General features: G+C 69.4%; 14 protein-coding genes. 3 read left to right on the top strand and 11 right to left on the bottom strand.

What is annotated here, in order from left to right; all coding sequences use genetic code 11:
* Positions 1-56 precede the first annotated feature (56 nt).
* The 4 genes from HUO13_RS16460 to HUO13_RS16445 form a co-directional block, all read right to left on the bottom strand.
* Positions 57-2,339: an FdhF/YdeP family oxidoreductase gene (locus HUO13_RS16460; RefSeq protein WP_211902198.1), complete on the bottom strand. Its 2,283-nt coding sequence runs from the start codon at positions 2,337-2,339 to the stop codon at positions 57-59.
* Between the two features lie 307 nt (positions 2,340-2,646).
* The gene (locus tag HUO13_RS16455; protein ID WP_211902197.1) at positions 2,647-3,549 is read right to left on the bottom strand and encodes a LysR family transcriptional regulator; all 903 of its coding nucleotides are present in this window, start codon (positions 3,547-3,549) and stop codon (positions 2,647-2,649) included.
* 45 nt (positions 3,550-3,594) lie between these two features.
* Positions 3,595-4,773, bottom strand: coding sequence for an NAD(P)/FAD-dependent oxidoreductase (locus HUO13_RS16450; protein WP_211902196.1), 1,179 nt, complete (start codon positions 4,771-4,773; stop codon positions 3,595-3,597).
* On the bottom strand, positions 4,770-5,120 hold the full coding sequence (locus HUO13_RS16445) for a bifunctional 3-phenylpropionate/cinnamic acid dioxygenase ferredoxin subunit (protein ID WP_211902195.1): 351 nt from the start codon (positions 5,118-5,120) through the stop codon (positions 4,770-4,772). Before HUO13_RS16445 ends, HUO13_RS16450 begins: the two co-directional genes overlap by 4 nt.
* Before the next feature lie 328 nt (positions 5,121-5,448).
* On the opposite strand from HUO13_RS16445, the gene HUO13_RS16440 reads away from it, so the two are divergent.
* The 3 genes from HUO13_RS16440 (at position 5,449) to HUO13_RS16430 (ending at position 9,055) form a co-directional block, all read left to right on the top strand.
* Positions 5,449-6,534, top strand: coding sequence for an S-(hydroxymethyl)mycothiol dehydrogenase (locus HUO13_RS16440; RefSeq protein ID WP_211902194.1), 1,086 nt, complete (start codon positions 5,449-5,451; stop codon positions 6,532-6,534).
* A gap of 197 nt (positions 6,535-6,731) precedes the next feature.
* A complete protein-coding gene (locus tag HUO13_RS16435; RefSeq protein WP_211902193.1) occupies positions 6,732-7,850 on the top strand; it encodes an aromatic ring-hydroxylating oxygenase subunit alpha in 1,119 nt (372 codons plus the stop codon).
* A gap of 305 nt (positions 7,851-8,155) precedes the next feature.
* On the top strand, positions 8,156-9,055 hold the full coding sequence (locus HUO13_RS16430; protein ID WP_211902192.1) for an aldo/keto reductase: 900 nt from the start codon (positions 8,156-8,158) through the stop codon (positions 9,053-9,055).
* Here HUO13_RS16430 and HUO13_RS16425 read toward each other — a convergent pair.
* The 7 genes from HUO13_RS16425 to HUO13_RS16395 all read right to left on the bottom strand — a co-directional run bounded on the left by HUO13_RS16425 (position 9,006) and on the right by HUO13_RS16395 (position 17,419).
* A complete protein-coding gene (locus HUO13_RS16425; protein WP_211902191.1) occupies positions 9,006-10,151 on the bottom strand; it encodes an IS701 family transposase in 1,146 nt (381 codons plus the stop codon). The genes HUO13_RS16430 and HUO13_RS16425 overlap by 50 nt on opposite strands.
* A 287-nt stretch (positions 10,152-10,438) precedes the next feature.
* Positions 10,439-10,777: a hypothetical protein gene (locus HUO13_RS16420; RefSeq protein WP_211902190.1), complete on the bottom strand. Its 339-nt coding sequence runs from the start codon at positions 10,775-10,777 to the stop codon at positions 10,439-10,441.
* A complete protein-coding gene (locus HUO13_RS16415; RefSeq protein ID WP_211902189.1) occupies positions 10,774-12,804 on the bottom strand; it encodes a glycogen debranching protein in 2,031 nt (676 codons plus the stop codon). The genes HUO13_RS16420 and HUO13_RS16415 overlap by 4 nt, the downstream gene beginning before the upstream one ends.
* Positions 12,801-14,630 carry an AGE family epimerase/isomerase gene (locus HUO13_RS16410; protein ID WP_249124912.1) on the bottom strand — a complete coding sequence of 610 codons (1,830 nt, stop codon included), beginning with the start codon at positions 14,628-14,630 and terminating at the stop codon, positions 12,801-12,803. The genes HUO13_RS16415 and HUO13_RS16410 overlap by 4 nt, the downstream gene beginning before the upstream one ends.
* A 5-nt stretch (positions 14,631-14,635) precedes the next feature.
* Entirely contained in the window at positions 14,636-15,238 is a 603-nt protein-coding gene (locus HUO13_RS16405; protein ID WP_211902187.1) for a DJ-1/PfpI family protein, read from the bottom strand.
* A gap of 95 nt (positions 15,239-15,333) precedes the next feature.
* Positions 15,334-15,786, bottom strand: coding sequence for a hypothetical protein (locus tag HUO13_RS16400; RefSeq protein ID WP_211902186.1), 453 nt, complete (start codon positions 15,784-15,786; stop codon positions 15,334-15,336).
* A 10-nt stretch (positions 15,787-15,796) separates the two neighbouring features.
* Entirely contained in the window at positions 15,797-17,419 is a 1,623-nt protein-coding gene (locus tag HUO13_RS16395) for a thiamine pyrophosphate-binding protein (RefSeq protein ID WP_211902185.1), read from the bottom strand.
* Positions 17,420-17,436: the final 17 nt, after the last annotated feature.

Raw genomic sequence — 17,436 nt, 5'->3', positions numbered from 1 at the left:
CGGAGTCGGAGTGATCTTCGAAAGCGGCGTCAGCCGCCTGGCCCGCCCGAGAGCTCTCAGCCGACCGGCTCCAGCCGGACCACGACTCCCTTGGACGTCGGCGTGTTGCTGATGTCGGCCACGCTGTCCAGGGGGACCAGGACGTTGGTTTCCGGATAGTAAGCGGCGGCCGAGCCCGGCGTGGTCGGATACGACACGACCCGGAAGCCGGGCGCCCGGCGCTCCTCTCCCCCGCGCCACACGCTCACCAGGTCGACCTCGCTGCGGTCTGCGATCCCGAGGGCGTCCAGGTCCACCTGGTTGACCAGCACCACCCGGCGGGCGTTGTGGATGCCCCGGTACCGGTCGTTCATCGCGTACGGGATGGTGTTCCACTGGTCGTGCGAGCGCAGGGTCTGGAGCACGAGGTGCCCCGCGGGGACCTCGAGGTTCACGAACTCGTTGCGGGTGAAGTTCGCCTTGCCGGTCGCGGTGCGGAACTTCCCGTGGTTGGCCGGGTTAGGAAGCCGGAACCCGCCCGGTTCGGCCACGCGGGCGTTGAAGTCCTCGAAGCCCGGCACCACGCGGGAGATCCGGTCGCGGATCGTGCCGTAGTCGGCCTCGAACTCCTCCCACGGGATCGCCACGTCCTCGCTGAGGGTGCGGCGGGCCAGCCTGCACACGATCGCGACCTCGCTGAGCAGCGCCTCCGAGGCCGGCTCCAGCCGGCCGCGCGAGGCGTGCACCTCGCTCATCGAGTCCTCGACCGTCACGAACTGCTCACCGCCGGACTGGACGTCGCGATCGCTGCGGCCCAGCGTGGGCAGGATCAGCGCGGTCTGCCCGCACACCGCGTGCGAGCGGTTGAGCTTGGTCGAGATGTGCGCGGTGAGCCGGCAGTTGCGCATCGCCTGCTCGGTGCGGTCGCTGTCGGGACTGGCGCGCACGAAGTTGCCCGCGACACCGAGGAAGAACTTCGCTCGGCCGTCGAGCATGGCCCGGATCGAGTCCACCGAGTCCCAGCCGTGCTCGGTGGGCGGGGTGAAGCCGAACTCGCGCTCCAGCGCGTCGAGGAACGCCTGCGGCATCCGCTCCCAGATGCCCATCGTGCGGTCGCCCTGCACGTTGCTGTGGCCGCGCACCGGGCACGCGCCCGCGCCGGGCTTGCCGATGTTCCCGCGCAGCAGCAGGAAGTTGACGACCTCGCGGATCGTGGGTACGCCGTGCTTGTGCTGGGTCAGGCCCATGGCCCAGCAGACGATGATCCGTTCGCTGCGCAGGACTCGGTCGCGGACCTCCTCGATCTCCTCGCGTCGCAGTCCGGTGGCGGCCAGGACGTGCGCCCAGCCGACCGCGCGGACGTGTTCGGCGAACTCGTCGAACCCGCTGGTGTGCTCGTCGATGAACGCGCGGTCGAGCACGGTGCCCGGCGCGGCGTCCTCGGCCTCCAGCAGCATCGAGTTCAGCGCCTGGAACAGCGCGAGATCGCCGCCGGGGCGGATCTGCAGGAACTGGTCGGCGATGGCGGTGCCGCGGCCGAGCACGCCGCGGATCTTCTGCGGATGCTTGAACCGCATCAGCCCGGCTTCCGGCAGCGGGTTCACCGCGATGACCTGGCCGCCGTTGCGCTTGGTCTCCTCCAGCGCGGACAGCATCCGCGGGTGGTTGGTGCCCGGGTTCTGGCCCACCACGAAGACCAGGTCGGCCCGGTGCAGGTCGTCGAGGCTCACGGTGCCCTTACCCACGCCCAGCGTCTCGCTCATCGCCGAACCGCTGGACTCGTGGCACATGTTGCTGCAGTCGGGCAGGTTGTTGGTGCCGAAGGCGCGGGCGAACAGCTGCAGCAGGAACGCGGCCTCGTTGTTGAGCCGGCCGGAGGTGTAGAACAGGGCTTCGTCGGGCGAGTCCAGCCCGCGCAGCTCCTCGGCGAGCAGGCCGAACGCCTCGTCCCAGCCGATCGGCTCGTAGTGCTGCGAGCCGGGGCGCTTGACCATCGGCTCGGTCAGCCTGCCCTGCTGGTTGAGCCAGTAGTCGGACTTGGCCGCCAGCTCGGAAACGCTGTGCTGGGCGAAGAAGTCGGCGGTGACCCGGCGCGTGGTCGCCTCGTCGTTGATGTGCTTTGCGCCGTTCTCGCAGTACTCGTTGAGCGCGCGCTCCCGCGGGCCCCCTTCGGGCCAGGCGCAGCCGGGGCAGTCGATCCCCTTGGCCTGGTTCACGTTGAGCAGGGTCAGGGCGGTCCGGCGGACCGAGGTCTGGCTCAGCGAGTACTGCAGGGCGTGGGCCACCGCGGGGACGCCGGTCGCCCAGGTCTTGGGCGGTGTCACCGAAAGGTCGTCAGTCGGGTCTTCGATGGAGCTCATCCTCGCCTCTGTTCCTCCACTGGGTACTTCCGACGCGAGCCGTCCCGGACGCCCAGGGAAAGACGTCCGGGCCGGCCCGGCGACCGCCCTCGCACAGGACTCACCCGTCGAAGGCAGAACGTGCGGTCATCGGACGACCGGAACGGACGCGGTGCCCGCCGAGGCGCCCCAGGTCCTCCACCGCTTCCCCCTCGACCGGGCGCTCCGAATTCCGCGCCAGACAGTTATCGGCGACCCCCGCTGAATTGTCAAAGAGACGTTCCCGATCGCTTGATAGCCGCCGTCTATCCCGAATTGCCGTGCGGAGTCACTCCAGTGACGCGGCGAGGTCGATCGACCGCGCCACGTCGACGAACGCGCGCCCGACCACCGATCCGGGTTCCCGGGAGGACAGCACCAACGCGACGCGTGCGGCGTCGTCGGACTCCTCGATGGCCACGGCGCGCACACCCGCCATGTCGTCGAGCGCGCGGGCGAACGGTGCGGGAACGATGGTGGACCAGCTCCCGGTGGCGACGTGGGAGCACAACGACGAGATCGAGTCGGTCTCCAGCTGCGGCGAAGGCGCGACGCCGGCCTTGCCGAAGAGGGCGTCCAGCCTGCGCCGCCCCTGCATCGACGGGGTCAGCAGGCACAGCGGCACGCGGGCGGCCTCGGCCCAGGTCACCGACTCGCGCCGCCCGAACTCGCCGTCCGACGGTGTCAGGAACACGTAGTGCTCCCGGTACAGCGGAACCGAGGTCAGCCCGTTCACCTCAGCGCCGTGGTCGTAGGTCAGCGCGACGTCGATCTCGAAGGTGCGCAGCCTGCGGGAGATCTCGTCGGTGGAAAGATCGGCCACGACGTGCACCTGCGCGAGCGGGTGCTTCGCGCAGAACGCGGAGGTGAGCAGGGGCACCGCGGGCGCGGCCGTCGGGATGACCCCCAGGGTGAGTCGTCCGTTCAGGCCGGTGCGCAGGGCACCGACCTCCTGTCGCATCGACTCGCGGTCGGCCAGGATCCGCTCCGCCCACCGGACGATGCGCTCGCCTTCCTGCGTCAGGCCCTGGAAGCGCCTTTCGCGGCGGATCAGCGCAACGCCGAGCTCGTCCTCCAGCTTGCGGACGGCCGCCGACAGCGTCGGCTGCGAGACGTGGCACGCCTGGGCCGCGCGGGCGAAGTGCTGCTCTCTCGACAACGCGACGAGGTACTCGAGCTGCCGGAATAGCATTGCCCCACCTTACGGCCCAGTACACGTGTCAGGCGTCCCCAGTGGTCAAGCCGCGACGAGACCGGGTTTGGCGATCTGGCGCCGGGCCCGCCCGAATGCCTTGGGCTGGTTGAAGGCCAGCACGGCTACGAGTCGGCCCTCGTGCTCGTAGTGGGTGAGGAAGCTGCGGTCCTCGACGTCGCCCTCGACGACGCGCGCCTGGGCTCCGGGAGTCACCGATCCGGCGAACTGGATCCGGCTGCCGTACTGGTCGGACCAGAAGTACGGGGTGTCGTCGTGGTGCTCGACGGTGGTGCCCGCCAGCAGGTTGCGCACCGCCGCGCGCGGCTGGGCGGTGGCCGCCGCCCAGTGCTCGGTGCGGGTGGCGTAGCCGAGGTGGGGGCGGTGCACCTGGGCGACGTCGCCGACCGCGGCGATGTTGGGCAGGTCGGTGATGCCGCCCGCGTCGCAGCGGACGCCGTCCTCGATGGTCAGGCCCGAGTCGGCCAGCCACCCGGTGTTGGGGCGGACGCCGATACCGACCACCACGACGTCGGCGGGCAGTTCCTCTCCGGAGGCCAGCCGGACCCCGGTCACCTGGCCGGCTGCCGAGAGGATGCCGGCGACACCGACACCGAACCGCGTCCGCACCCCGTGGTCGCCGTGCAGTTCCGCACACGCCGCGGCCATGCTCCGGCCCAGTGCGTGGACGAGGGGGAGCTCGGCGGCTTCGACCACGGTCACGTCGGCGCCGAGGTAGGAGCACGAGGACGCCACCTCGGCCCCGATGAAACCGGCACCGATGACCACGACCCGTGAGGCGCTCGTCAGCTGCTCGCGCAACCTCGCAGCGTCGTCGAGCGTGCGCAGGGTGTGAATGCCGGCGATCCCCTCGGTGCCCGGCAGCCGCCGGGGAGTGGCGCCGGTGGCGATGACGACGCCGTCCACGCCGACCCGCTCGCCGCTGAGCAGCTCCACCGCGCCGTCGGTGCGGCTCAGCCGCACCGCGGGGTCGCCGACGAGCCACTGCGCCTCGAGGTCGTCGAGGTCGGACTTCTCGCCGAGCGCGAGAGCATCCGCGTCGACCTTGCCCAGCAGGAAGTCCTTCGACAGCGGCGGACGGTCGTACGGCGGGTGCACCTCGTCTCCGACGAGCACCAACCGCCCGCCGAAGCCCTGTGCGCGCAGTTGCTGGGCGGCGGAGTACCCGGCCAGCGACGCCCCGATCACCGCGATGCTCCTCATGCGACGGCCTCCTGCTCCTGTGCGTTCTCGGACTGCTGGCTGGTGTTTGCGGTGACGTGCACGTGGATCACGCCGTCTTCGATGGTCACGGGGTGGGTGCGCACCGGCCGTTTGGCGGGCAGGCAGGTCGGCATCCCCGTGCGCAGGTCGAAGAACGCCGCGTGCAGCGGGCATTCGACGAAACAGCCCTCCAGGAACCCCTCCGACAACGACGCGTCCTGGTGCGTGCAGGTGTCGTCGACCGCGTAGAACTCACCGTCGGCGTTGAACACGGCCACGGCCACGTCCGCCCAGACCCGGGTCGACTCCCCCGGCGGCAGCTCCTCGACACGGCACACGGCGACCATGAGCACCCCCTCCAAACGTTGCGCATAACAGAACATGTCGCTCTATACGCAACAAGGATCCACAGCGACCGGGTCACCGTCAAGAGATCCACTGGCGGCTCTTCGGGCGACTTCTCCGCCTCCAACAGGGGTTTCGGCCGCCGGGCACCACGCGACCCCCGGCTACCGATCGGTAGCGGCAAACGTTGGCAAGTGCCTCTTGACAGGAAGACCACCCAGCCTCATCGTTGTCTCAAATTGAGCAACGCTGTGCGCTATGCGCAACATGCTTCTCCGTGGCTTTCGCCCTCCACCACTCTCAGCGCTCGTGCGAAGAGGAGATCTGCCCGTGCGACACAAGGCCCGAGGCGTCGTGGCACGCAAGAAAGGCGCCCCCGTCGAGGTACTCGACATCCTTGTGCCCGACCCCGGCCCAGGCGAGGCACTCGTCGCGGTGCAGGCGTGCGGGGTCTGCCACACCGACCTGCACTACCGCGAGGGCGGCATCGGCACCGAGTTCCCGTACCTGCTCGGACACGAAGCGGCGGGAGTCGTCGAGGCCGTGGGCCCCGGCGTCAGGAACGTGCGACCCGGTGACTTCGTCGTGCTGAACTGGCGCGCCGTGTGCGGACAGTGCCGGTCCTGCCGCCGTGGCCGCTCGCAGTACTGCTTCGACACCCACAACGCGCGCCAGCCCATGACGCTGGAAGACGGCACACCGCTGACCACGGCCCTGGGCATCGGCGCGTTCGCCGAGAAGACCCTGGTCGCCGCCGGCCAGTGCACCAAGGTGGACCCCGAGTCCGATCCCGCGGTGGCCGGACTGCTCGGCTGCGGCGTCATGGCCGGAATCGGCGCGGCGGTCAACACCGCACCGGTCCGGCTCGGTGACACCGTCGCGGTCATCGGCTGCGGTGGTGTCGGCTGCGCGGCCGTCGCCGGAGCCGACTTCTCCGGCGCACGGCAGGTGATCGCCGTCGACCTGGACTCGCGCAAGCTCGCGTGGGCCGAGCAGCTGGGAGCGACCGACCTCGTCAACGCCCGCCACGCCGACCCGGTCGAGGCGATCCGGACGCTCACCGGTGGAGTCGGGGCCGACGTCGTGATCGACGCGGTCGGGCGTCCGGAGACGTTCCAGCAGGCCTTCTACGCCCGCGACCTCGCCGGAACCGTCGTCCTGGTGGGAGTACCGGGCCCGGAGATGGATCTCGACCTGCCGCTGATCGACGTGTTCTCCCGCGGTGGCGCCATCAAGTCCTCGTGGTACGGCGACTGCCTGCCCGAACGCGACTTCCCCGCGCTGGTCGAACTGCACCAGCAGGGGGGCATCGACCTGGACGCGTTCGTCACCGAACGGATCGCGCTCGAGGAGGTCGAGACGGCCTTCGACCGGATGCACAACGGCGAAGTGCTGCGCTCCGTGGTGGTGCTGTGATCCCGGCTCGCGCCGGAGGAACAGGTGCCTGAGGCGAACCGCCGCCGCACCGCGACAACGAATTCTCGTACACGCTCACCGACTTGGCCGGGAGCTCGATGCCGCCTGCCCTCGTCGAGGCCGCAACGGTGCGGTCACCACCGGTTTTTGTCAGTCCCGAACAAGACCAGTTGTCCCACTACACGAGTGAGGTTGAGATGACCACGACCGGACCGACGGAAAGCCTGATGGCGACGCTGCCGGGCCAGTACTACACCGACCCGGCGATTTTTTCTCTTGAGCAGTCGCGGATTTTGGAGGCGCAGTGGTTTTGTGCGGTGCGCTGTGATGATCTGGACAAGCCCGGTGCGTTCCGCACGGTGCAGGTCGGGCGGGAGAGCGTGTTGATCGCCCGCGGCCGGGACGGCGGGATCAATGCGTTTCTCAACATCTGCCGTCACCGGGGTGCCCGGTTGTGCACCGAAGACAAGGGCGAGGTGCGTCGTTCTTTCCAGTGCCCGTACCACGCCTGGACCTACGGGCTGGACGGCAAGCTGATCGCCGCGCCCAACCTCAACGACATGCCCGACATCGACCGCACCGAGTTCGGGCTCAACCGGGTGCACGTGCGGGAGTGGCTGGGGTATGCGTGGGTGTGCCTGGCCGAGCAGCCGCCGTCGTTCGACGAGACCGTGGTCTCGGATGTCACCGCGCGGCTGGGTGATGCCGGGGCGATCAACTCCTACGACATCGCCGCGCTGAAGCTGGGCAAGCGCATCACCTACGACGTGAAGGCGAACTGGAAGCAGATCATCGAGAACTTCATGGAGTGCTACCACTGCGCCACGATCCATCCCGAGCTCACCGAGGTGCTACCGGAGTTCGCCGACGGCTTCGCCGCGCAGTACTACGTCGGCCACGGCGCGGAGTTCGGTGAGGACGTGCAGGGCTTCACCGTCGACGGCAGCCAGGGCCTGGACCGGCTGCCCGGCGTGTCCGACGAGCAGGACCGGCGCTACTACGCGATCACCGTGCGCCCGCAGGTGTTCATCAACCTGGTGCCCGACCACGTGATCTTGCACCGCATGTTCCCCGTCGCTGCGGACCGCACGCTGATCGAGTGCGACTGGCTGTACCTGCCCGAGGTCGTCGACTCCGGCCGCGACCTGTCGCACTCGGTGGAGCTGTTCGACCGCGTCAACCGCCAGGACTTCGACGCCTGCGAACGCTGCCAGCTCGCCATGGACTCCCGCGGCTACGCACGCGGCGGAGTCTTCGTCCCCAGCGAACACCACATCGCCGAATTCCACGACTGGGTCCAGAAGCAGATCTCCTGACGGCGAACTCCCTTCCAGCAACGGATCAGGCGGTGGCGCGGGACGCCCGGACCGCGTCGCCGCTGTTCGGCCGCGAGACAACACTCCCTGGTGCTTCTGCCTCTGTCACTCTTGGACGAGAGCGACAGAGGGCCATCCGAGTGACGGAATCTCGCGGTGGCCGAACGTCGGGTAGTCCTGCGCTGACTACCCGGCGTTCGGCCTGGCGACCTTCGGCCCGGTAGCGACATGCTGTACCCGCCCGACGGACACGAGGGATTCGGGAACAGATGCGATACCGGAAACTGGGACGAAACGGTCCCGAGATGTCGGCACTCGGCGTGGAGGTCGCGGACCCGATACCCGGCGAACGCGACGAAAGCGATATCGCGGCAGCCGTGGCCGCGGCCGCGGACGGATCGATCACGTTCATCGACATCACCGGCCCGCACCGCAGCGAGACCGTCGTGCGACGAGTGCTGTCCCGGCGCCGCGAACAACTGGTCCTGAGCGCAGGCTTCGGTGAGCGGACCGACCGGCTCGGACGGACGATTCCCGGGCAGGCGCGCCCCGACGCGTGCATGCGCGCGGTCGACCGCAGCCTTCGCCGGCTCGGCACCGACCACATCGACCTGTACTCACTGCGCCGGCACGACCCGTCGACCCCCGTCGAGGAAACCGTCAGCACCCTCGGCGAGCTGGCGCAGGCGGGCAAGATCCGCTGGATCGGCCTGCCCGGTACATCCGGGAAGATGATCCTGCGGGCCCAGACCGTGCACGCCGTCACCGCGGTGTCCTCGAGCTACTCCCCGATGCAGCGCCAACCGGAGCACGAGGTGCTGCCGGTCTGCCGGCGACTCGGCATCGCGTTCCTCGCGCGCCATCCGCTCGGCGAGCATCACGGTCCCCGCGGCTACGCCCCGGCCCACGAGCAGCTCCTCCAGGCGGTGCTGGGTCCGATGGCCGCCGCGCTCGGCATCACCACCACGCAGCTCGCCCTCGCCTGGCTGCTGGACAAGGGGCTCATCCCGATGCCGACCGCGCTGAACCTGGAGGACGTGCGCAACCACGCCAGGGCGACGGATCTCGACATCGCCCCCGGGCCCCTGCGCGAGATCGACGCGCTCTTGGCGCCCCGCACCGCTGGGCCGCAACGCTCTCCTGGCGCACCAGATGTCAGCGGACTCCGGCCAGATGCGTGCGGTGGTACGCGTAGGCGGCGCTGACCAGCGTCATGTGGTGGTGCCACCCCCGGAACGAACGGCCCTCGAAGTCGTGCAGCCCGAAGTCGAGCCGCAGTTCACGCAGATCGCGGCGGGTCTGGTCGACCAGCCTGCCGAGACCGACCACCTCGCCTCCCATGCGGTGCGGGAAGTTGGTCAGCCAGTACCGCACCGGCAGCTCCTCGTTCGGCGACCGCTCGACGATCAGCCGGAACGAACGGCCCGCATCCGCGGGCGCGCTGACCTTTCCGGACGGCTCGAACTGGACCGGAACGGACAGGAAGTACGTCCCGAAAGCGCTGCCACCGTCGCCCCGCCACACCACGGCGGGCCGCCGGTTCCGGATCACATCCTGCGCGCAGTCCAGTGCCGTGCGAACTCGGCCGTCGTCCTGGACCAAGGGTAATCGCGCGCCGACCTGAAATACGAATCCAATTCGCGACTGGTGCAGGCGATGGCCGAGATCCGCGGCGCCGGACATGTTCCGGACGTCGCTCACGACCGGCAACGAATCTCCCGCCCAGCGATTCCGCTGTTGGTCGACCAGGTCGAGGGCATACCGCCATTCGGGCTCGCTTCGCTCCTCCGCCGGAATGCGAGCGCGTTTGCGCAGGTGCGCGTCCGAACCCCACTTTTCCGGCAGCACGATCCGCCAGTCCACCGGTACGCCCGCCCCGTCACCGGCAAGGAAGAGCGCTTTACCCACCTGGCAATTCAGGGTGCGCCGTTCGGCCTCCACGTACCGCCGCGCGACGCCGACCGAATAACGGCCGCTTTTCGGGATCACCGTGTTGTCCAGCACCCATGCCTTCGGTCGCAGGTGCTCGACGGCGTGCGCGGCGAGGTACTGGCGCACCGGCTGCCAGTCCCAGGGGCTCTGGTTCACGAACTGCTGCAACGACTGCGCCACCGGAAGTCCGAGGATGGCATCGGCGATCTTGCGCGCGGACTTTCTTCCCTCCCGCTCCAGCAGGCCGCGCACGTACACCTCGGCCCATCGACGCTGGTCCAATCGGGACAGAGAAGCAAACGCCTCCTGGACAAACCGCGAAAATCCGACAGTTCCCGCGATTAACACATCAGAATCGGAAAGTAGCATATTGGATACCCCAGATAGATCAAGCACGTTCCTTCGCGCGACACACCGGCTGCTCGTCAGCATTAATTAATAGCGCAAACAACCGACGTTCCGCCCTCTGCTCCGGCCGCTAGTGAGGTATGTCATACAAACTTTCGAGCCACGAAGTGCCGCATATCCCCACCCGAAACGACTATTGACAGCGCGAACCCGATCACCGTGGGTGCATATTTGCTGCCGAAACGAACCAGACTACAACCATCGGAGTCGCGCCGTTTTGCGAAATCAATTCTCCGGGCCGAGGAGAATCAGGAATCCGGAACCAGCGCGATCGCCGAATCAAGGCTCGCCCGTCGCAGTGCACCGCGCAGGTCCGCGTCGGCACCGGCCAGCATCAACCAGGTGCTGGGACCGAACCGCTGCTGGGCGTGGGCCAGGCAGCGCACCGCCGCCGCGGACACCACGCCGACGTTTGCGACGTTGAGCACGATCCGGTCCACATCAGCGTCCCCGGCACGCTCCAGGTAGGCGGCCAGGATCTCGGCGCCGCACTCGTCGAGCGCTCCGACCAGATCGATCCTCGCTGTTCCCGCGCTGAAACCGAGGTGGCACTCCAGCACGGTCTCCGACTGCCTCTGCGCGGTCATCCTCCTGCCTCCTCACCAGCCACCAACACGACCACCGAGTGCGCTGCGACGACGATCCGCGCTTGGTCGGGTAGCTGCTCTTCGGATCCGATCGGTGTGGCAGCGGGCTCCCGGCAGGTATCCAGGAAGCGGTGCCAACCGGTGCCCGGAGGCACCTCGGGCAAGGCGATCTCCTCCGCCTCCGCATGCGCATTGGCGATCACCAGCACGGTGTCGCCAGGAACCTCCTGGTGCAGCAGCGCCACCAGCAGTCCCGACGCCGTCGACCAGTCGGGGTCGCCCGGCCTGCGTCCGTGCCAGCTCACCGGTGGGTACGCCGCACCCTCGTCGGCCTCCCCGCTGGGATGCGCGGTCCGCCGCAGGACGGGGTGTGCCCGCCGGAACGCCAGGCAGCGGCGAACGAACTCGACGAGGCCGGCGTTGCGGTCGGCCATGTCCCAGTCCAGCCAGGTCAGCGAGCCGTCGTGGCAGTAGGCGTTGCTGTTGCCGAGCTGCGTGCGGCCGAACTCGTCGCCGCCGAGCAGCATGGGCACGCCGTGGCTCAACAGCAGCAGCGCGAGCGCGTTGCGGACCTGGCGCTCGCGCAGCCGCAGCACCCCCTCGTCGTCGGTCCGTCCCTCGACGCCGCAGTTCCAGCTCGCCTCGTCGCCCGGCCCGTCCTGGCCGTCTTCACCGTTGGCCTCGTTGTGCTTGTGGTCGAAGGCGGCCCAGTCGGCGAGAGTGAAACCGTCGTGGCAGGTCACGAAGTTCACCGATGCCGTGGTGCCGCGCTCGCCGTAGAGATCGGGCGAGCCGACCAACCGGGTGGCCAGTTCCCCTGCGCTGTCGGGGCGCCCGACGAGGAACCGCCGGACCGCGTCGCGATAGCGGCCGTTCCACTCCATCCACCGCTGGTGGTGCGGGAACCTGCCGACCTGGTAGAGGCCGGCGGCATCCCACGGTTCGGCGATGAGCCTGCAGTCGGCCAGCACGGGGTCGTGCGCGATCTGCTCCAGCAGCGGCGGGTTCTCCAGCGCATGCCCGTCACCACCCCTGGTCAGCGCCGACGTCAGGTCGAACCGGAAACCGTCCACCCGGTACTCGGTCGCCCAGTACCGCAGGCAGTCCACGACGTAGGAGCGGACCACGGGGTCGTTGGCGTTGACGGTGTTGCCGGTGCCGCTGTAGTTGCAGTCCTCACCGCCGGGGCCGAGCAGGTAGTACGTCGCGTTGTCCACACCCCGCCACGACAGGGTCGGCCCCCGGTGGTCGCCCTCGGCGGTGTGGTTGAAGACCACGTCCAGCACGACCTCGATGCCGTGTGCGTGCAGGTCCCGCACCAGTTCCTTGAGCTCGCGGGCCGGTGCCTGCGGGTCGGCGGCGTAGGCCGCCTTCGGCGCCAGGAAGCTGACCGGGTCGTAGCCCCAGTAGTTCACCAGCCCCTCGCCCGCGGAGTTGTCCGTGTCGTCGAACTCGAAGACGGGCATGAGCTCCACGCAGTTGACCCCGAGCCGAGCGAGGTGGGGGATCTTGTCCCGGAAACCCGCGTAGGTTCCCGGAACCCGCGTCCCCGATGACGGATGCCGGGTGAACCCGCGCACGTGGGCTTCGTAGATCACCAGGTCCTCGGGTGGGATCCGCGGCTTCCGGTCGGCTCCCCAGTCGAAGTCGTCGACCAGGACGCGGGAGCGGTAGGTGCGGGCCCGCCCCCAGATCTCCCCGCCCGCGACGGCGGTCCCGTGCGGGTCGAGCAGCAGGGCATCGGGGGCGAACCGGTTGCCGGTCCCGTCCGGGCCGTCGACGCGGTAGGCGTAGTCCACCTCCGCGGGGAGACCGACGACCGTCATGGCCCACACCGCGCCGAACCGGTACTCCCCGGGGAACGGGATGGTGGCGATCTCGGTGCCGTCCCGGGGCGAGAGCAGCACCAGCCACACCCGCTCCGCGGTGCGGGACACGACCGCGAAGTTCACACCGTCGTCGACCGCTACCGCACCCAGCGGCGCCGTCCGCCCTGGGCGCACCGCGAACCCGTTCGTCGTGGTCATCGGCCCTCCTCCACGGTCGGCCGCAGGCGAACGCGCACCCGCACGGGATGCTCGCTGTCGGGCAGCGGCACGGTCATCGCCACCGGATCGAAGTCGTCGCTGGGCTCGCCGTCGAGATGCACCTGGTCCAGGACCACCTGTCCCGGCGGCAGCGCGTCGGGCGCGACGCGCAACACCCGGCCCGGGAAGTCGGCGTCGGGACGCGGCCGGAACCACAGCTCCAGCGGCTCCCGCCGAACCAGGAGTCTGGTGTAGACGGTCGCCAGATAGCACAGTTCCGCCGCGTGGTACATGCTCATCGAGTGGCTGCCCTTGCCGCGCTCGGTGCCGAGCAGGTACGGCAGCCCGCCCGAGAGAACGGCGAAATACACCGCGCCGTCATCGTGGTCCAGGAAGAAGGCGTTGTAGAACGCCGAAGCTTCACGGGCATGCCGCGCGTACTCCGCGGCGCCAGTGGTGCCGGCCAGCAGCAGGTAGGCCAGGATAGCCTGCTCCTGCTGCCACCACGTCTTGCGGTCGTGCCAGGCGAAGCGGTGCCTGCCGTCCTCGGCGGCCCGGTCCACCACGTCGTACCACCCGCCGCGCTGCGGGTCCCGGCCCACGTCGGGCATCCGGCTCGCGATGAGTTCGGCCAGTGCGCGGTAGTCGTGCTTGGGCACCAGCGAATGCATCCGCGCCAGGTTCCAGGCGATCTTCAGGTTGTGCCCGACGACGGCCCCGTTCTGCTGCCAGCCCCACTCCAGGTCCGGCGTCCAGTCGCGGTGGAACCGCTCCCGCACGAACGGCTCGCCCGCCAGGTCCCGGTCCGCGGGGAAGTGCGAGACGACGAGGTCGAAGGTGCTCTCCAGCATCCGCAGGTACCGCTCCTGGCCGGTGGCCAGGTAGAGGTTGAACAGGTAGGCGGGAGCGTGGTCTCCGATGGAGTTCCAGTTCTTGCGCGACCGGTTGCGTCCCAGCGACCGCGCGCGGGGGCTCAGCTCCAACGGGTCCAGGTGCGAGAAGTAGCCGCCGTACTGGGGGTCGGCGTAGAAGCGTTCGAACAGCCGCACGGTGCCCTCGATGTCGGCGCGGAGCGACGGGTCACCGGTGACGCGGTAGGTGTGCACCGGGCCGGCGAGCGCGTAGATCTGTTCGTAGGCCGGCAGCGCCTGCTCTTCGTCGCCGAACTCGGAGGCGAACAGCTTGCGCTCGCGCACCCCGTCCAGCTCGACGCCGTGGTACCAGTAGGTCACCTGTTCATCGTCGTCGGCGAAGCGCAGGTTGTCCTGCATGTAGGCGGAACCGCGCTCGGCGACCTCGAGCGCGTCCTCGTCGCCTGTCAGCAGGTAGGAGGCAGCCATCCCGTATACCAGGCGGGAGATCGTGTCGGTCTCCTGCACCCGCCGACCGGCCTTCGCGCCGCTGAGCCCGAGATCTGTGCGGTAGCCGGTGAAATCGGGCGGGCCGCTGCCGAACTGCGCCTCCCGGTAGAAGGCCGCCAGTTGCGTGAGCTGCTCGACCCACCAGCGCGGGTGCTCGTGGACGGGCCGTGTCGGGCACTCGCCGACGAAGGTAAGTTGCGCGCAGTGGAACCGCAGTCCGTCCGGTTCCGGGTAGACCGGCCCGTAGCTGAAGACCAGCTGTCCCGGCACCAGCAACTCCGCGATCCGCTCCGTGACGTCGGAGTAGGGTTCGCCGAGGTTGCGCAGCAGGCGTGCATGGGTGCGCGAAGTGAACCGCACGGTGACCGCGCGACCATCCACAGTGTTCAGACGTGCCCAGGAGTCGCCGCTGTGCACGACGTAGCCGGCGACGGTGTCGGAGAAGGTGAAGTCGACCGCAGCCACCGCCATCACCGCCCAGCCGCGGCCAGCCGGCCGATCAGCGTCCTGGCGAGCTGAGGTGCGACCTCCACCGAGCGCCCGGTGATCAGATCCCCGTCGACCACGACGTCCTCGTCGACGTGGTGCGCACCCATGTTGCGCACGTCGCCGACCAGGTTGTTGTGGCAGGTGACCGAGCGCCCGGCCACCAGCTCGGGCGCCGCCGACACCAGCCACAACCCGTGGCAGGAGAACACCTTGAGCAGGCGTGGCATCCGGAAAGCGCGCTGCAGCAGCCGCAGCGCGGGCGGGACCACGTCGAGGTCCTCGGTGTAGCGCAGCCGATCGGCGACCATCCCGGAGGGCACGATCAGCGCCGACAGCCGCGACAGCTCGCCGTAGTCGAGTTGTTCGAGGTCACGGTCCACGGTCAGCGGCACACCGTGCTCGTGGCCGGTGAAGACCAGCGACTGGTTTCCCCACAGCCGCGTCAGCAGCGCCACCTCGGCGCCTTCCTCGGCGAACCGCATCCGGTAGTAGGAGATCTCCTCCTCGACGTAGTCGCTCTCCAGCAGGATTCCGATGCGCGCGCCCTCGAGCGCGGGCGGCGCCGGTCGTTTCGGGGTGTCCACTGTGCTACTCCTCGCTAGCGATGTGGGGAAGAGGTGGTGGTCGGTGGTGCTCGCACCACCGACCACCACCGCGGCCGCGCCTTCGGCGGCAGGTGTCAGCTCACCTCGTACAGCCGCGGCGAACCCGGCATCGGTTCGGGCTCGCGGAGCCTGCGGGTCCGGATCTTCGGCGCGCCGTCCTGCAGCACGACCGACAGCTCCTCGACCCAGTCGCAGCCGATCCACTGACTGCGCGGGGCAGGCGGGTCCCAGGTGCGGGCCTGCCAGTTGACCCGGGCCCGCACTTCCGCGTGCAGCGGGGAGGTGAGCTCCACCTCGATCCCACGCACTTCGCGGACCTCGTCGAAGAAAACGGTGGTCACTTCGTCGTACCACTGCTCGAACTCGTCGCGGTCGCGCACCAGCCGATGCGGGAAGCCGAACACCAGCCCCGCGCTGGCCAGGAACTCACCGAGCTCCGCGCTTTCCATGTGCATGTCCAGCGCCGCGCACCACCGGAGCACGAAGCCGCGCGCACCTTCGACGTTCAGCGGCGAATCGGTGGCCATGGTCCTCCTCTCACTCGACGGCCAGGTCGATCAGCAGTGGCCCGTCTCCGGAGAGCGCGGCCGTCACCGCAGGTTCGACCTCCCCTGGCTCGGTGACCCGGCGCGACGCGACACCGAGCCCGGCGGCGAGCTCGCCGAATCCGATCTCCGGCCGCGTCAGGTCGAACGCGTCCGGGTAGTCGTGCGGCGCGATGCCCTGCGCCGACCAGTACTGCTCGATGTTGCGGTCCAGCAACCGGTACCGGCCGTTGTTGCAGACCACGATCGTGACGTCGATGCCGTACCTGGCCGCCGTCCACAGCGCCTGGATGGTGTACATGCCGGCGCCGTCACCGGTGAAGGCGACGACAGGAGCGTCCGGCCTGGCCAGCTTGATCCCCATCGCCCCCGGTGCCCCGACCCCGAGCGAACCGCCTCGGGTCTGGAAGAACCGCCCCGGCTCACGCGGCGGCAGATGCCGCAGCACCTGCGGTGACGCGGTCAGCGCCTCGTCGAAGACCACCAGGTCGCTCGGCGCTCGCTCGGCGAGCTCCCGGGAGAAGCTCCCGAGCAAGCTCTCCGGTGCGTCGGTCACCTCGGTCCGGCTCGGCTCGGCGCCTTCCGGGAAGTGATCGGGGCCGGGGCCCACCGGACGCTGGCGGGTCAGCTCCGCATCCAACGCCGCCAGCGTCAACTTCGGATCTGCCGCCACACCGAGATCGACGGGGTGGTTCTTCGCGATCTCGTAGCGGTCCAGGTCCACGTGCACGATGTGCGCGTCCTCCCGGAACGGTCCGTCCAGCAACGGGAACACCTCGGGGAAGACGTAGGTGCCGACGATGAGCACCGAATCGGCGTTGCGCACCACCCGTTCGCTGTCGGTACCGAACATGTGCCCCAACTCGCCGCCGTAGAGGCGGTGCGTGGTGTCGAAGTTGACCTCCGAGGAGTTGACGCCCCACACCGGTGCGTTCAACCGCTCGGCCACCGCCGTGAGCTCGCGCTGGGCGCCGCTGGCTGCGACGCCGTCGCCCATGAGCACCAGCCGCCGCTGCCCGGCCAGCAACCGGCTGGCCATGTCGGCCACCGTCGCCGGCGCGGGCGTCACCCGCGTCGACGGCACCGGGCTCGGCCGCACCGGCTCGTGGTTGGGTTCGTCGAGCACGTCGGCGGGCAGGACCACCACCACCGGACCGCACGGCGGAGTCATCGCGATCTTCGTCGCCCGCCGCAGCACCCGCAGCACCGAGCTCTCGTCGGTCACCCGCGTCGCGTACTTGGTGACCGGTTGGGCGATCGACACCAGGTCCGCGGCCATCTGGGCGTCCATGGCGTCGTAGCGCACGCCCGCGTCACCGACCACCACCACCAGCGGCGCCCCGCCCCGCCTGGCTTGGTAGAGCATGCCGACGGCGTTGCCCAGGCCGACGCTGCTGTGCAGTTGCACCAGTGCCGGCCCTCCCGATGCCCGGGCATAGCCGTCGGCCATGCCCACCGACACCGACTCGTGCAGTCCCAGCACGTACTCCAGCTCGGAGCTGCCCGCGACGTCGAGGAAACCCTGTTCCACTGTGCCGGGATTGCCGAACATGTACTCGAAACCATCGGTGGCGAACTGCTCGTGGATCGCCACCCTGCCTGGTCTGGTCGACATCTTCTTCCTCTCCGTCC

It is taken from the genome of Saccharopolyspora erythraea (genome assembly GCF_018141105.1).
Classification (GTDB): domain Bacteria; phylum Actinomycetota; class Actinomycetes; order Mycobacteriales; family Pseudonocardiaceae; genus Saccharopolyspora_D; species Saccharopolyspora_D erythraea_A.
This window is presented reverse-complemented; position numbering and strand designations above follow the sequence as displayed.

Excerpts from the sequence above, each read along its gene's own strand:
- HUO13_RS16460 (WP_211902198.1), bottom strand. The coding sequence starts at position 2,339 with ATGAGCTCCATCGAAGACCCGACTGACGACCTTTCGGTGACACCGCCC.
- HUO13_RS16455 (WP_211902197.1), bottom strand. The coding sequence starts at position 3,549 with ATGCTATTCCGGCAGCTCGAGTACCTCGTCGCGTTGTCGAGAGAGCAG.
- HUO13_RS16450 (WP_211902196.1), bottom strand. The coding sequence starts at position 4,773 with ATGAGGAGCATCGCGGTGATCGGGGCGTCGCTGGCCGGGTACTCCGCC.
- HUO13_RS16445 (WP_211902195.1), bottom strand. The coding sequence starts at position 5,120 with ATGGTCGCCGTGTGCCGTGTCGAGGAGCTGCCGCCGGGGGAGTCGACC.
- HUO13_RS16435 (WP_211902193.1), top strand. The coding sequence starts at position 6,732 with ATGACCACGACCGGACCGACGGAAAGCCTGATGGCGACGCTGCCGGGC.
- HUO13_RS16430 (WP_211902192.1), top strand. The coding sequence starts at position 8,156 with ATGTCGGCACTCGGCGTGGAGGTCGCGGACCCGATACCCGGCGAACGC.
- HUO13_RS16425 (WP_211902191.1), bottom strand. The coding sequence starts at position 10,151 with ATGCTACTTTCCGATTCTGATGTGTTAATCGCGGGAACTGTCGGATTT.
- HUO13_RS16420 (WP_211902190.1), bottom strand. The coding sequence starts at position 10,777 with ATGACCGCGCAGAGGCAGTCGGAGACCGTGCTGGAGTGCCACCTCGGT.
- HUO13_RS16415 (WP_211902189.1), bottom strand. The coding sequence starts at position 12,804 with ATGACCACGACGAACGGGTTCGCGGTGCGCCCAGGGCGGACGGCGCCG.
- HUO13_RS16400 (WP_211902186.1), bottom strand. The coding sequence starts at position 15,786 with ATGGCCACCGATTCGCCGCTGAACGTCGAAGGTGCGCGCGGCTTCGTG.
- HUO13_RS16395 (WP_211902185.1), bottom strand. The coding sequence starts at position 17,419 with ATGTCGACCAGACCAGGCAGGGTGGCGATCCACGAGCAGTTCGCCACC.